The organism is Bradyrhizobium sp. AUGA SZCCT0177 (assembly GCF_018130125.1).
Lineage (GTDB): Bacteria > Pseudomonadota > Alphaproteobacteria > Rhizobiales > Xanthobacteraceae > Bradyrhizobium.
Genome location: NZ_JAFCMA010000022.1, coordinates 61,770 through 76,840 on the forward strand (window position 1 = coordinate 61,770; position 15,071 = coordinate 76,840).

Consider the following 15,071-nt stretch of genomic DNA (forward strand, 5'->3'; position numbering starts at 1 on the left):
CAGTACCGCGGCTTTTGCAGCAGAGGTCCTCTATCCGGACAATGTTCCGGCATCCGGAGGCGTATTGAGACGCCGAATGATTTCTGCGCGCACGGCACGTGCGGCATTTTCGTCGTGCTTTGTCGGGCTGCAGAAGGTCTGGCCGGTGTGCAGCCGAATGCTGATGGTGCAGGTCCGGTCCTTGGAATCGGGCTCGTCGACCTCGATCGCTGCGACGTCACCTGCATGGATCGTCTCGGCGGATGGCTTGCCGCTTAACGCAATCCGCTCGACACGGATCTCGCCTTGCCGAATGAACCAGCACGCGCCGGCGAGGCGGTGCGCGTAGCGGTAGAGAGCAAAGGCAGCGAGAAAGCCGAGCGGCAAGAGCAATCCGAGCGCCATCTCCCACTCGCCGATCCAGAATGCGATGAGGAATGGCAGAGCGCACAGGCCGGCCACAACCGGCACGGCCATTCGAATCACGCGGCCCAGATCGGAGCTGACCGGCGAGCCAAGGGTGATCTCGGCGTTGCCGGCCTCGAGCGGGTTGTCGATGGGCGCGGCATCGGGACAACCGAGCAATCCCGTAACAATTGAGGCGGTTTCGTTGACGCGCGTGATGTCCGGCAGCGGTGGCGAGATCAAGACACCCCCTGAGGCCAGCCTGCACACGAGGCTGAAACTCGCGGGATAGCTGAACCTGTTCTTGCGGACGCGAACCTCTGCGATGTCGTGATGGCTGATCATTCGCTTGTGCACCTGACCAAGCGGACGCTGCTCGCCGATCAGGATGCCATCTTGCGTGATGATCCAGGCCACATTGCGCTCAAGGGCGGCAACGCCGATCAGGAACAATCCGAGCGGCACGACCCAGAGTGCAGGAATGAATGGTCGGCCGCCCGAGGCCCAGGTAAGCAGGCCCGGGACAATAATCAGAAGAATTACAGCGCCGGAGCCCGCCTGGACAAACCTTTCCCTGAGCGAGGATCCCTTGCGCAGCCGAACTTCATCCGGGTTTGCCGCAGCTTCCATTGTCAGCGGCAAACATCACGACCGGCTCGATCGCGTCAAGCAGGAAGCGCACCATTACTCGATCACGATCTCGCCGGTCATGCCGAGGTCGGCGTGGGTCTTGCCGTCGGCGCCCTTGATGTCGCAGCGCAGGTCGGTGACGCGGCCGGCGGCGACCGGTACCAGCCACCATTCGGCGGAGTGGCCCGGATAGACTTCGATCTCGCGCATCGCGCCCTTGAATTCGGCCAGCGTCACGCCCTTGCCGTCGCGCTGTTGCGTGACCTGCACTTTGCGCGTCCATACCATCGCCGAGAACGCATGCGAGGTGAAATAATGCGGGTCGTTGCTGTCGTTGCGCAGGATCAGTTTGTAGAGCTTGCCGGTCTCGAACTTCAGTTGCTTCGGCGTGAATTCATGCTTGCCCGGCGAGCCCAATGCGACGGTGACCTCGATCGGCGTCTGCCGCGACAAATCGCCGGCCGCGATCGCCCCGCCCGAGACGAGGCCGAGCAAAACAGACGCGCCGATGGCTGCGCGATACGAGACGAACATGGTGGCCTCCCCCTGTGATCCTTGAAATCCCTAAAGTCAGGTCATGACGATAATGCAAATGCGAATTAGTTGCAAACTAGTCCTGAACGATAGCTGAGGGAGCGGATCGCACCCGCCAAATACAGAGCGACCCGGGCGGGGGGCATCCCGGCCGGGTCGTTGGAGGTTCTTGGGAGGTTAAGCCTTGGTCGGTTAAAGCTTGGTCGGCTCGTCAGAAACTTGTTTAGCGAACGGCGTCCGGGATCACACAGACCTCAGCGGCGCTCTTGGTGCTGCAATCGACCACTTGTTCGCGCACGAACATCGAACCGGTATCGCGCTGGGCGCGGGGCGAGACGTTCTGGGCGGACAGTGAAGCGAGGGTGGCGACCGCGCCGAGCGGGACAATGAAGAGGCGGAAGGACGGCTTCAGCATGTTCGCTCTCCTGTTCGGCGTTGGTGTTGCGTTGTTGATGATAGGTATAGGGGCAGAGTTTTTCCGGGTGATGTCGTGGATTGTTTCATTTGTTTCGTCGCCTTTAATCTTTGGCTTCGAAATCGACCCGGTTTCTGCTCCCTATGCCAATCTAACTGATTGAAATATCTAAGTTTTATGCGGCGATGCTGTCCACGCCGGCGACCTTAAGCAAGTCGGCCAATTGTTTGCGGGCGTAGAACATCCGGGTCTTCACCGTGCTCTGGGGAATACCGATGATCGCGCCGGCCTCTTCCACCGACTTCTCGTGGTAGTAGACCAGGTTGATGATCTCGCGGTGCGCCGGCGACAGCTTGGCGACACAGGCGCGCAGGATGGCGCTGGTGTTGCTGCGGTCGAGCGACGCTTCCGGGGTGTCGGCTTCGTCGGCGATCTCGAGCACGTCGTCCTGATCGATATCCTCATGCTTGCGCTGGCGCAGCGCGGTCAGCGCCTTGAAGCGGGCGATTGACAGCAACCAGGTCGAAACCTGGGAGCGGCCTTCGAATTGGCTGGCGGTGCGCCACACGTCCAGAAACACCTGGCTGACGAGGTCTTCCGCCATCGTGGTATCGCGCACCATGCGCAGGATGAAGCGGTAAACCCGTACGTGATGCCTGGAATAAAGAACGTGCATCGCCGTGCGGTCGCCTTTGGCAATGCTCTCCAGCAGCGATTCGTCCGATGTCGCGCGGGCATCGGCAATGTGCTTGCGGGCTGCAGCGTTGATGGCAATCACGTTCGGCATGACAAACTCCCAGTTCGCCGCTTGGCGGCGTGTCGTTGGGAGATTTCTAGTTAACGAACGTTTCGGGATGTCTGCACGGAAGGGGGAAAATGGTTTCGTGCCGGGGAGAATTGTTTCGTCACAGCGGCTGCGACGAAACATTTCCGGCGAAAATGATAATGATTTCAATGTGCGGAAAATTGGAGGATTTCAGATCGAAAATCGTTCCGCAGTGCGGGAGAAATTGTCGTCCCGGCGAAGGCCGGGACCCATACGCCGCAGCCAATCTTGTTGGAACAGGACAACGACCAAACGTGCAGAATCACGACTGTAGGTGGTTATGGGTCCCGGCCTTCGCCGGGACGACGCTGATTTTCGCGGCTAACCCTTCTCGCCGGTCGGCGAGAACAGGTAGCCGCCGCCGCGGATGGTGCGGATCACGGCGGGCTTGGTCGGGTCGATCTCGATCTTGCGCCGGATCCGCATGATGCGGAGGTCGACCGCACGGTCGAACGCTTCGGCGTCGCGCGCATTCGCCAGCTCCAGCAGCCGCTCGCGCGACAGCACCCGCTTCGGATTGGCCGCGAACACCTTCAACAGGCCGAATTCGGACGCGGTCAGCGGATGCTCGTTGCCTTCGTCGTCGCGCAGCGCCTGGGCCTCGAGATCGAGCCATTTGGTGCCGAACCGCACCAATTGCTCCTTTTCCGCCTTGGCGCCGGCGGCCTCGGGCGTCGCCGCCTTGACCGGCGCACTGCGACGCAGCACCGAGCGGATGCGCGCCATCAATTCGCGCAGCTCGCAGGGCTTTGCGATGTAATCGTCAGCCCCAAGCTCAAGGCCGACGACGCGGTCGATCGGGCTTGCGGTCGCCGTCAGCATGATGACGGGGACGTTGATGCGGCTTTTCAGGTCGCGGATGATCGAGAGCCCGTCTTCCTCGGGCATGTTGAGGTCGAGCACGACGAGGTCGGGCACATTGGTTTCGATGACGCCGCGCAGGCTCTTGCCGCCGTCGCATAGCGTCACGGCGAAACCGTGCATCTTGAGGTAATCGCCGACCATTTCGCGGGCCGGCGCCTCGTCGTCGACGATGATGATGTGCTGGCTCTGGCTCATGATGTCTCTGCTGCAGGCAGTGTAACCGTAAACGTCGACCCCTGTCCGGGGCCGGGACTATCCGCGGTCACATGGCCGCCATGCATGTCGATAATGCGTTTGACGATCGATAGACCGAGGCCGGTCGAGCTTTCGCCCGCGGTCGGCTTGGCTGACAGCCGCTGGAAGCGGCCGAACAGCCGGCCGAGATCCTCGGGCGACAGGCCCGCGCCCTCGTCCGTGATCCGCACGACGGTGTTGTCACCCTCATGGGTGACGCCCACCGTGATCTTGCCGCCGATAGGTGAATATTTGATGGCATTGCTGACCAGATTGTCGATCGCCTCGCGGATCCGGTCGACGTCACACATGGTGACGAAATTCGGCGGCGCGGAGACGTTGATGGTCTGCTGCTTGTTCACGGCCGAGGGCAGATTGGCGTCGGTGACTTCGGCCACCAGGGCGCCGACGTCGACCGGCTCGCGGCGGATGGTGATGTCGAAGGCGTCCGCCATCGCATCCGAAATCAGATGATCGACCATCGAAGTCAGGCGCTTGGTGGCGTCGCGGATGTGGTCGACCTGCGCAGTGACGTTTTCCTTCGGCGAGCCGGCGCTGATCAGTTCGTTCAGCATTTCGGTGCGGCCGAGAATGACGCCGAGCGGGTTTTTCAGGTCGTGGGCGACGGTGCCGAGGATTTCATTCTTGAAGCCGTTGGCGCGCTGCAGCCGCAGCCACTGCGCCGAAAGCCGGCGGTTGGCCTGCATCAGCGCGCGGGTGCGCTGGGCGACGCGGTCTTCGAGCTGGGTATTGGCCGCGTGCAGCTGCTGGTAGAGGATCACATTGTCGAACGCGATCGACAGCCGGCTGGAGAAAATCTCGACCAGCGCGCGATCGGTGTCGGAAAGCTGGCGCTCGGCCTGCAGCAGCACCACGACCTCACGGCCAGAGCCGGTGCGCAGGTAAAGCACGCTGCGGTGGTCGGCGAACTCGTTCTTGCGGCGCGTGAAGGCGTCTTCCACCATCTGCCGCAAATCCGGATCGAGTGACTTTGAACTGGTCGACCCGATGAAGCGGCTGTAGCAACCCGAGCCCGCCAGCACGGAGAATTCGCTGCCGGGGGCGCCGTCGTCGCGCAGCACCAGTATACCGGCGCAATCGACATTGAGCAGCGAAGCCAGTTGCGTCAGCACCCCTTCGGCGAGGCGCTGCATCGATTTGAAATCATATAGGGTGGAGGCGGCGTCGATGATGATTTCGAGCCCGCGCCTTGTCTGCACCATGCGCTCGAGCTGCTGATAGCTGCGCAAGGCGGCGGTCAGCGAGGTGAACAGCTTGTCGGCGGTGAGCTCGGTCTTGGCCTTGTAGTCGTTGATGTCGTACTGGACGATGACGCGGCGCTCCGGCGCCTGGCCGGGCTGGCCGGTGCGCAGGATGATGCGGACGGTCTCGTTCTTGATGTCGTTGCGGATGTACTCGACGAGGTCGAGGCCGGCGACGTCGGTTTCCATGATGACGTCGAGCAGCACGGCGGCGATATCGGGATTGTCGCGCATCAGGACGCGGCCTTCAGCCGCGGAATAGGCGGAGAGGATTTCCAGCGTGGCGCCGTGGAGGTTGTAGTCGCTCAGCGCAAACCGGGTGCCTTCATGCACCGCCTGATCGTCGTCGATGACGGCGATCTTCCATTTGCGTACAGACGAATCATCCGGGGCGGTTTCGGAATCGTCGATCAGGTGGAGGACATCGTCCTGTTCGGCCATTGAGGGGTTCCGTCGGCTGCTGCGTCTGTGATAGTGGGTCCGCTGGTTACGATTCCCTTGGCGACCTTGGGCATGATAATGCGGAAAGTGGTGCCTTGTCCTAGCCTTGACTCCAGCATCATCCGGCCGCCGAGCTGTTGAGTGACAAGATTATAGACGATATGCAAGCCCAGTCCGGTACCGCCCTCGTTGCGGCGCGTGGTAAAGAACGGATCGAACGCCTGCCGCTGGACGTCCGGCGTCATTCCGGCCCCATTATCGGCAAAAATGATTTCGACATCGTCACTGCCGCGGGCCCGTGCCGAAAGCGAGATCGCGCCGGAACGGCCGTCGGCGAAGGCATGATTGGCTGCGTTGAGGAAAAGATTGGTTAAAATCTGGCCGTAGGAGCCGGGATAGCCGTCGATCAACAGACCCTCCGGCACGTCGACCGACAGCGTAATCGTCGCCTTCTTCAACACCGGGCGCAGGCTCGCGACGATCTGGTCGGTGGCCTCGCTGAGGCTGAATTGCCGCCGCTCGGCATGGGAGCGGTCCACCGCCACCTGCTTGAACGACTGGATCAGTTCGCCGGCACGGTGCAAATTGGCCACCAGTTGCCCGGCGGCGTCGCGCGAGCTCTTGACGAACTCGTCGAGCTTGGAGCGGCGCAGCGGCTCGGTGCGCAGCTCGGTCTCGAAGATTTCCGCGCGGCGCGCGAAGCTCGATGCCACCGTCAGGCTGATGCCGATCGGGTTGTTGACCTCGTGGGCGACGCCGGCGACCAGGCCGCCCAGCGCCGCCAGCCGTTCGGCGTCGATCAGGTTCTGCTGGGCGGCATTGAGTTCGAGCAGCGCGCCCTCGGCCTTTTCCTTCGACGCGCGCAGCTCGTCCTCGGTCTTGCGTTTGGCGATGGCGTTTTCGCGGAACACCTCCACCGCGCGCGCCATCGCGCCGACCTCGTCCTTGGCGGTGGTGCCCTGCACGGCGCGATCGTAATTGCCCGAGGTGATCGCGTGCATCGACGCCATGATCTGCTGCAGCGGCAGCCGGATCGAGAGCGCGATCAGGACACCCGCGGACAGGATGATGCCGAGGAAGATCACGGCGATCGACAGCACCCGGCGCGAAATGCCCGCCAGCGTGCGGTCGAAGGTTTCCTGCGCCTTTTGCTCGCGCTGGCGCATCTTCACCGACAGGCTGTCGATCACGCCGATCGCATCGGCCTGGCTGGCGTCGATGGTGTTGCGCAACAATTCGGTCCGGATCGCAAGCTGCTCGGTCAGCTTCGCCAGTCCCTCGCGCAACGCCAGGGTTTTCGCATGCAGCCGCGTCAGCGCCATGCGCTGCAAATCATTGTCGGCAAGGTCGGACATTACCGGGATGGTTTTTTCGATCGTCTCGGTATTGCGGCGGGCGTCCTCGGCCGCCGCCGACGCCAGCGAAAGGTAATAGGCGTTGGCGGCGACCAGCATCCCGGTAAACGCCTCGCGGGATTTTCCGAGCGACGGCCAGATCAGCGCATCGCGGTGCCCGGTGGCGCCCTCGATGATGGAATAGAGCCCGGCCATGTCCCTGGCCGGGCCCAGCACCTGTTGCTCGTAGGTTTTAGAGATCGTCGCCTGCACCGCGCGCAGTTCGCCGAAACCGTTGAGGAAGCGGTCGGTGACCTGCTCGAGCTGCTCGACCGAGCCCGAAAGCATCGGGTCGTTCGAGGCGCGGTTGGTCAGTGTGCCGAGCACGGCTTCGCGCAGCAGCAGGATCTCCGCGAACAGTTCCGGGCTCGGCTGGTTGATGTAGCGATGGATCAGGTTCTGCAGCCGGCTGGTTTCGCTTTCAAGCAGCGCCAGGATCTTGTCGGATTCCCTGACGTGGCGAACATCTTCCCAGGCCGAACCGAGCACCTTGGCGCCGTTCCATATCAGCGCGGCCAGCACCACGACCACGGCGGAGTTCAAGGCCGCGATCGACAGGATGCGCCAGCGGATCGGGACCGCGCGCAGCACCTGGACGATGCGAATACGGCCGCGTGCGGCGAGGCTCGCCGGCCGTTCCACTGATCCGTCTTGTTGCGAGGTTGCGGCCAACTCACTGCACCTTGCGAATTCGTTCAATGAGCTGCGCAATCGCGGGGTCTTGCTGCGCCTTGGCGTAAATTCCCGCCATCGCCGCCTCGAGCGGCTTGCGGTCGAAATCGGTGACGATCTTGACGCCGGCGTCTTCCGCCTGCTTGCGCGAGCGCTCTTCGAGATCGCGCCATTTTTCGCGCATGAAGCGGCTCGAGCGCTGTGCGGCTTCGCGAAAGGCCTTCTGGTCTTCGGGCGACAGGCTAGACCACGCCTTTTTCGACATCACCAGCACTTCCGGGCTCATCGTATGTTCGGTGAGGGTGTAGAAGCCGGCGAATTTGTAGTGATCGGTGGTGACAAAGGACGGCCAGTTATTCTCGGCGCCGTCGATCAATTTGGTCGAGAGTCCGGTCAGCACCTGACCGTAGGGCAGTGCGACCGGATCGGCGCCGAGCGAGCGGATCATCTCGACCATCTGCTCGGATTGCTGCACCCGAATCCGCAAGCCCTTGAGGTCGGCCATCGAGGTGACCGGACGGACGTGGTTGTAGATCGAACGGGCGCCGGAATCGTAGAACGCGAGGCCGACGAAGCCGTAAGGTTCGAAGCTGTCCAGGATCTCGTTGCCGATCGGACCATCCAGCACCTTCTGCAAATGCTCGATGGAGCGGAACAGAAACGGCATCGCCAGCACATTCATCGCCGGCACCATGGTCCCGATCAATGCGACGTTGGTACGATTGATATCGATGGCGCCTGCGCGGGTCTGCTCCAGGGTTTCCTTTTCCTCGCCGAGCTGGCGCGAATGGAACACCTTGATCTCGTGGCGGCCGCCGGTGCGTTCCGCAACCAGGCTGCCCATGTAGTGCAGCGCCTGCACGGTCGGATAACTCTCGTTCTGGGTATCGGCGGCGCGAAATTCGCGCGCAAAAACGCTCGTTGCGGCCGCTGTCAGGAACAACGCCAGAACAAGCATTATGATCCGCGAAAGGTCGGCGCGGCGATACACAGGCAACAAATCCCCTTGTGAAGAAGTCTGCGGCGGGAAGAAAAGGTTCAATGTTTTTTTAGCAGAAGGCGCCCACACTTGGCTATCCGGAGCCGCTGCAATCGTTAATTGTGCGGTGCGACGGCGGTGGTGGATTGAAACGGCGGGCGCGGGCATCTATGAGGGCGCAGCGCGCAGATTTGGTCGCGGTCCTGACAAGCGGTTTTGGCAAAGTGATTCATCAGTGAAGTCGGTCTTGAGGTTGTTTCAGCCCGTCGCGCTCGCACTCACCGTGCTGGTAACTCCGGCGCAGGCGACCACCGAGATCATGTGGTGGCACGCGATGTCGGGTGAACTCGGCAAGCAGCTGGAGAAGCTCGCGACCGATTTCAACGCCTCGCAATCCGACTACCGGATCGTTCCGGCCTACAAGGGCAATTACACCGAAACGGTGACGGCGGCGATCTTCGCCTTTCGTTCACGCAGCCAGCCCGCCATCGTTCAGGTCAACGAGATCGCGACCGCGACCATGATGGCGGCAAAGGGCGCGATCTATCCGGTGTTCGAGTTGATGCGCGACCAGTCGGAGCCGTTCTCGCCGGCTGCCTATCTGCCGGCCGTCGCCGGCTATTATTCCGACGTCGCCGGCAACATGCTGTCGTTCCCGTTCAACGCCTCGACACCGATTCTCTATTACAATAAGGACCTTTTCCGCGCCGCCGGTCTAGATCCCGAAGTGGCGCCGAAAACCTGGCCCGAAATTGGGGCTGCGGCGAAGAGGTTGCGCGCGGCGGGCGCGGTCTGCGGCCTGACCACCTCCTGGCCTTCCTGGATCAATGTCGAGAATTTTTCGGCATTCCATAACCTGCCGCTGGCGACCAAGGGCAATGGGTTTGGCGGTCTCGACGCCGAACTGACCTTCAACAACCCGAGCGTGGTGCGTCACATCACGCAACTGGCGGAATGGCAGGCCACGAAAGTGTACGACTACAGCGGCCGCGGCCAGTCGGCCGAGCCGCGCTTCCAGAAGGGCGAGTGCGGAATCTTCATCGGCTCGTCGGCGACCCGCGCCGACATCAAGGCCAATTCGAAATTTGAGGTCGGTTACGGCCTGATGCCGTATTATCCCGACGTGACTGGCGCGCCGCAGAACACCATCATCGGCGGCGCGACCTTATGGGTCCTGCGGGCCCGGCCACGCGCTGAATATACCGGGGTCGCGAAGTTTTTCGCGTTTCTGTCGAGGCCGGAAGTCCAGGCGGGCTGGCACCAGAACACCGGCTATCTGCCGATCACCCGCGCCGCCTTCGATCTCTCACGTGCGCAGGGGTTCTATGATCGCAATCCCGGAGCGGCGATCTCGATCGAGCAGATGACCTTGAAGCCGCCGACCGAGCACTCCAAGGGAATCCGGCTTGGCTCGTTCGTGCTGATCCGCGACGCGATCGACGAGGAACTGGAGCAGGTCTTTAGCGGCAAGCGGACCGCGCAAGCCGCCCTCGACCTCGCCGCCGAGCGCGGCAACCGTCTGCTGCGCCAGTTCGAGCGGGCGAATCCGGACCGATAGGGCGCGAGAAATCAATTTTTTCGTCATTGCGAGCGAAGCGAAGCAATCCATCGCTCCAAGGAAAGAAAGAATGGATTGCTTCGCGGAGCCTGTCATCGGGTGCGCATTCGCGCGACCCGTTGGCTCGCAATGACGGTTGAGTGATGACACCTTCGCTGCCAGTTCTTTCCGATTTCGAGGCCTTTCAGGCCTGGCGCGCCGACCAGTCCCGCTGGCTGCCGGTGGTATCAGACATCGCGCATGGCCACGGCTTGAAGCCGGCGGCGCCGCATGTTTTCGCGACCGGTACCAACCTCGTCATCGGCCTCGGCGATGACCTGATCCTGAAGCTCTTTCCGCCAATCCTTCGCGGCCAGTTTGTCTCCGAGCGCGCATCGCTGAGGCAGTTACGCGGACAATTGAGCATCCCGATTCCGGAAATCCTGTTCGAAGGCGAGCGCGACGGCTGGCCCTATCTCATCATCACGCGGCTGCACGGTGTCGTCGGCTCCGAGGTCTGGCCGAGGCTGCCTGAAGACCAGAAGGAACGCGTGCTTGCGCAGATCGGCGCGGCCATCGCCGAAGTGCAGCGCGCCCCGCTCGGAGAACTCGCAAACATCGAGCCGCAATGGGACCGGTTCATATCCAGGCAAATCGAGGGCTGCCACGCGCGGCACGAGCGCCTCGGGATGTCAAAGAAGTTTCTCGATGGCTTCGACGACATCCTGCGCGATGCCGCGACGCTTATTCCGCTGGATAAGCCGCCGGTCATCCTGACCGGCGAATACATTCCGGAGAACTTCTTGTTGAGCCAGCAAGGCACCGGCTGGCGCCTGTCGGGGCTGTTTGATTTCGGCGACGTGATGACCGGCTGGGGCGAATATGACCTGCTGGGTCCGAGCGCGTTCATGGCCGCGGGAAACCCACGGCGGATGCGCAGCCTGTTCGAAGGGTTCGGATGCGCGCCCGCCGATATCAATCCGGCCATGAAACGGCGGCTGATGGCGCTGATGCTGTTGCATCGGGCCAGCGATCCGGTCCGGCATATCTGCATCGAGGACTGGCAGGGCAGGGCCGGCAACCTTTCCGAATTGCAGGACCTGGTGTGGCCGGTTTGACGGGTGCGACGAAACCGCACATCAAAGAGGCGTACAAAATTTCTGCTTAAAGAGCGGGCAATTATGCATCTTTGTATGCAATTTGAAGCTCGCTTCGTCGAGACAATTTGGTCAGATAATTGATATTGCTATGTAATATCAATTACCTAGCGAGAGGTTAGCCCTTCATTAAGGTTTGGCACGAACCTTGCGATTCCCAGTTCCAAAGCCGTTCCCCTCAGGCGTTGGAGCATCACATGAAGCGTCGCGATTTCCTGAAATCCGTCACCGGGGTCGCCGCCGGCGCTCTGGTGCCGGCGCCGGCCATTTTCTCACCCGCCAAGGCCGATGCGCGGTCGGAGACGCTTCTGATCGTCTCGGAAGGCGGTCCAAACAACCTCGACATCCATGGCGTCGGCACCAACGTGCCCGGCTATGAAGTGTCGTGGAATTGCTACGACCGCCTGATCACCCATGAGATGAAGAGCGGTCCCGGCGGCGTGCCGTATTACGACCGCGACAAGTTCAAGGGCGAACTCGCCGACGACATGAAGATCGACGACATGTCGGTGACCTTCAAGCTGAAGAAGAACGCGAAATTCCACGACGGCACGCCGGTCGCGGCCAAGGACGTCAAATGGTCGCTCGATCGAGCGGTCTCGGTCGGCGGCTTTCCGACCTTCCAGATGAGCGCGGGCTCGCTGACCAAGCCCGAGCAGTTCGTTGTCGTCGACGACAACACCGTACGCGTCGACTTTGCCAAGAAGGACCGGCTGACGATCCCCGACCTCGCGGTCATCGTACCCTGCGTCGTCAATTCCGAGCTCGTGAAGAAGAATGCGAGCGAGAAGGACCCCTGGGGTCTCGAATACACAAAACAGCAGACCGCGGGCTCGGGCGCCTACAAGCTGTCGAAGTGGACCGCCGGCACCGAAGTCATCATGGAGCGCAACGACGCCTGGGTCGGTGGCCCCCTGCCGAAGATCAAGCGCGTGATCTGGCGCATGGTGCCGCAGGCCGGCAACCGCCGCGCGCTGCTGGAGCGCGGCGACGCTGACATCTCCTATGAATTGCCGTTCAAGGATTTCCAGGAGATGAAGGCCAATGGCAAGCTCAACGTGGTGTCGCTGCCGTTCTCCAACGGCATCCAGTATATCGGCATGAACGTCACCAAGCCGCCGTTCGACAATCCCAAGGTGCGCCAGGCGATCGCCTACGCGCTTCCCTATCAAAAAATCATGGACGTCGTGCTGTTCGGCCTCGCCAATCCGATGTTCGGCGCGTCCGCCGACAAGGCCACCGAAGTGGCGTGGCCGCAGCCGACCAAATATTCCACCGATATGGCCAAGGCGAAGGCGCTGCTGGCGGAAGCCGGCTACGCCAACGGTTTCGAGACCACGATCTCGTTCGATCTCAATTTCGCCGGGGTCAACGAGCCGCTCTGCGTGCTGGTGCAGGAGAGCCTCGCCCAGATCGGCATCAAGGCCACGATCAACAAGATCCCTGGCGCCAATTGGCGTACCGAGTTGAACAAGAAGGAGATGCCGCTCTACACCAACGTGTTCTCGGGCTGGCTCGATTACCCCGAATACTTCTTCTACTGGTGCTATCACGGCAACAATTCCGTCTTCAACACCATGAGCTACAAGTCGCCGGAGATGGACAAGCTGATCGACGGCGCGCGCAACGCGGCCTCGACCGGCGACAAGGCGGCCTACGACAGCGACGTGAAGGGTTTCGTCGATCTCGCCTACAAGGATATCCCGCGCATTCCGCTGTATCAGCCCTTCGTCAACGTCGCGATGCAGAAGAACATCTCCGGCTATCAATACTGGTTCCACCGAAGGCTCGACTATCGCGCGCTGGTGAAGGCGTAATCCGCCATGCTGACCATGATCGGCAAGCGGCTGATGTTTGCGATCCCGTCGTTGATCGGGGTCGTGATCGTGACGTTCCTGCTGACGCGGGCGCTGCCCGGCGATCCCGCCGCGTATTTTGCCGGGCCGGCCGCGACCAAGGAGGCGGTCGAGCAGATCCGGAAAAAACTCGGCCTCGACAAGCCGCTAATCGAACAGTTCTTCCGCTACACCAACGATCTCGCCCATGGCGATTTCGGCAATTCGCTGACCACCGGCCAGCCCGTCGCCGCCGAAATCCGCAATCGCCTGCCGGCTTCTGCCGAGCTGACGCTGCTCGGCCTGTTTGTTTCCATCGTGATCGCTATCCCGCTTGGCGTGCTGGCCGCCACCCGGCCCGGCTCGTGGATCGACCACCTCTGCCGGATAACGACGACGGCCGGCGTGTCGCTGCCGGTGTTCTTTACCGGCTTGGTGCTGGTCTATGTCTTCTATTTCCGGCTCGGCTGGTCGCCGGCGCCGCTCGGCCGGCTCGATGTGTTCTACAGCGCGCCGCCGACGGTGACCGGCTTCTATCTGATCGACACCCTGATCGCGCGCGACCTCGAGGCGTTTCGTTCCGCGCTGAGCCAGCTGATCCTCCCCGCAACGACGCTGGCGATCTTCTCGCTGGCGCCGATCGCGCGCATGACGCGGGCCTCAATGCTGGCGGTGCTGGCCTCGGATTTCGTCCGCACCGCGCGCGCCAGCGGCCTGTCGCCGGGCACCGTGATCGTCACTTACGCCTTCCGTAACGCGATGCTGCCCGTGATCACCACGCTCAGCATGGTGTTCTCGTTCCTGCTCGGGGCCAACGTGCTGGTGGAGAAAGTCTTCGCCTGGCCCGGCATCGGCTCCTACGCCGTGGAAGCCCTGATCTCGTCGGACTTCGCGCCGGTGCAAGGCTTCGTGCTGACCATGGCGGTCATGTACGTGCTGCTCAATCTGATCATCGACATTCTGTATGGCGTGATCGATCCGCGCGTGAGATTGGAAGGGTAATAAGCATGAGCACCGTTGCGCCTGCCGTTGAACCTGTCGGTCCCGCGCGAACCTCGGGACTATCGGCGATCTTCGAACATACCCGCTATGTTCTCGGCGAGAACCGCGTCACCGCCTTTGCCTTCGGGCTGCTGGTCGTGATCCTGTTCGCGGCGATATTCGGCCCCTATGTTGTTCCCTATGATCCGCTGGCAAGCGACACTTCAGCCGCGCTGAAGGCGCCGTCGGCGGCGCACTGGTTCGGCACCGATCAATTGGGCCGCGATATCTTCAGCCGCGTCATCGTGGCCACACGGCTGGATGTGTTCATCGCGGTGGCTTCCGTGGCGCTGGTGTTCCTGATGGGCGGGCTTGCCGGCATCGCCGGCGGCTATTTCGGCGGCTGGACCGACCGCATCGTCGGCCGCATCGCAGATACCATCATGGCGTTTCCGCTGTTCGTGCTGGCGATGGGCATCGTCGCTGCGCTGGGCAATACCGTGCAGAACATCATCATCGCGACCGCGATCGTGAATTTCCCGCTCTATGCCCGCGTCGCCCGCGCCGAGGCCAATGTCCGCCGCAATGCCGGCTTCGTGCAGGCGGCCCGATTGTCCGGCAATGGCGAGTTCCGGATTCTGCTGGTGCACATCCTGCCCAACATCATGCCGATCATGATCGTGCAGATGTCGCTGACCATGGGTTACGCGATCCTCAACGCCGCAGGCCTGTCGTTCATCGGCCTTGGCGTGCGGCCGCCGACCGCCGAATGGGGCATCATGGTCGCGGAGGGCGCCGGCTTCATGGTGTCGGGCGAATGGTGGATCGCGCTGTTCCCGGGCCTCGCGCTGATGATCGCGGTATTCTGCTTCAACCTGCTTGGCGATGGTCTGCGCGATATCGTCGATCCGCAGCGCAGAACTTGA

General features: G+C 62.1%; 14 protein-coding genes. 6 read left to right on the top strand and 8 right to left on the bottom strand.

From position 1 onward, the window contains the following. Window positions 1-30: 30 nt before the first annotated feature. The 3 genes from JQ597_RS24430 to JQ597_RS24440 form a co-directional block, all read right to left on the bottom strand. Window positions 31-1,014 carry a hypothetical protein gene (locus JQ597_RS24430; protein WP_212267406.1) on the bottom strand — a complete coding sequence of 328 codons (984 nt, stop codon included), beginning with the start codon at window positions 1,012-1,014 and terminating at the stop codon, window positions 31-33. Between the two features lie 54 nt (window positions 1,015-1,068). After that, entirely contained in the window at window positions 1,069-1,548 is a 480-nt protein-coding gene (locus JQ597_RS24435; protein ID WP_212267408.1) for a cupredoxin domain-containing protein, read from the bottom strand. 223 nt (window positions 1,549-1,771) lie between these two features. Continuing rightward, window positions 1,772-1,963, bottom strand: coding sequence for a hypothetical protein (locus JQ597_RS24440; protein ID WP_212267410.1), 192 nt, complete (start codon window positions 1,961-1,963; stop codon window positions 1,772-1,774). Between JQ597_RS24440 and JQ597_RS24445 the strand changes: the two genes are divergently transcribed. Next, complete coding sequence (locus JQ597_RS24445) at window positions 1,962-2,126, top strand: hypothetical protein (protein ID WP_212267412.1); 165 nt, start codon at window positions 1,962-1,964, stop codon at window positions 2,124-2,126. The genes JQ597_RS24440 and JQ597_RS24445 overlap by 2 nt on opposite strands. Window positions 2,127-2,138: 12 nt before the next feature. On the opposite strand, the gene JQ597_RS24450 is transcribed toward JQ597_RS24445, so the two are convergent. The 5 genes from JQ597_RS24450 to JQ597_RS24470 form a co-directional block, all read right to left on the bottom strand. Continuing rightward, a complete protein-coding gene (locus JQ597_RS24450; RefSeq protein ID WP_192735524.1) occupies window positions 2,139-2,750 on the bottom strand; it encodes a sigma-70 family RNA polymerase sigma factor in 612 nt (203 codons plus the stop codon). Window positions 2,751-3,110: 360 nt separating this feature from the next. Continuing rightward, window positions 3,111-3,848 (bottom strand): response regulator, encoded by a 738-nt coding sequence (locus JQ597_RS24455; RefSeq protein WP_212001768.1) that lies wholly within the window; start codon window positions 3,846-3,848, stop codon window positions 3,111-3,113. After that, a complete protein-coding gene (locus JQ597_RS24460; RefSeq protein WP_212267415.1) occupies window positions 3,845-5,590 on the bottom strand; it encodes an ATP-binding response regulator in 1,746 nt (581 codons plus the stop codon). The genes JQ597_RS24455 and JQ597_RS24460 overlap by 4 nt, the downstream gene beginning before the upstream one ends. After that, entirely contained in the window at window positions 5,560-7,626 is a 2,067-nt protein-coding gene (locus tag JQ597_RS24465; RefSeq protein ID WP_212267418.1) for a sensor histidine kinase, read from the bottom strand. Before JQ597_RS24465 ends, JQ597_RS24460 begins: the two co-directional genes overlap by 31 nt. A gap of 31 nt (window positions 7,627-7,657) precedes the next feature. Beyond that, a complete protein-coding gene (locus JQ597_RS24470) occupies window positions 7,658-8,653 on the bottom strand; it encodes a TRAP transporter substrate-binding protein (RefSeq protein ID WP_212267422.1) in 996 nt (331 codons plus the stop codon). Window positions 8,654-8,882: 229 nt separating this feature from the next. Between JQ597_RS24470 and ugpB the strand changes: the two genes are divergently transcribed. From ugpB to JQ597_RS24495, 5 genes are all read left to right on the top strand, one after another. After that, window positions 8,883-10,193, top strand: a complete 1,311-nt coding sequence (ugpB, locus tag JQ597_RS24475) for a sn-glycerol-3-phosphate ABC transporter substrate-binding protein UgpB (protein WP_409363332.1) — start codon at window positions 8,883-8,885, stop codon at window positions 10,191-10,193. Between the two features lie 143 nt (window positions 10,194-10,336). Then, on the top strand, window positions 10,337-11,290 hold the full coding sequence (locus JQ597_RS24480) for an aminoglycoside phosphotransferase family protein (protein ID WP_212267428.1): 954 nt from the start codon (window positions 10,337-10,339) through the stop codon (window positions 11,288-11,290). Window positions 11,291-11,526: 236 nt separating this feature from the next. After that, on the top strand, window positions 11,527-13,146 hold the full coding sequence (locus JQ597_RS24485) for an ABC transporter substrate-binding protein (RefSeq protein WP_212267430.1): 1,620 nt from the start codon (window positions 11,527-11,529) through the stop codon (window positions 13,144-13,146). A 6-nt stretch (window positions 13,147-13,152) separates the two neighbouring features. Continuing rightward, complete coding sequence (locus tag JQ597_RS24490) at window positions 13,153-14,166, top strand: ABC transporter permease (RefSeq protein WP_212267432.1); 1,014 nt, start codon at window positions 13,153-13,155, stop codon at window positions 14,164-14,166. A gap of 5 nt (window positions 14,167-14,171) precedes the next feature. After that, the gene (locus JQ597_RS24495) at window positions 14,172-15,071 is read left to right on the top strand and encodes an ABC transporter permease (protein WP_212267434.1); all 900 of its coding nucleotides are present in this window, start codon (window positions 14,172-14,174) and stop codon (window positions 15,069-15,071) included.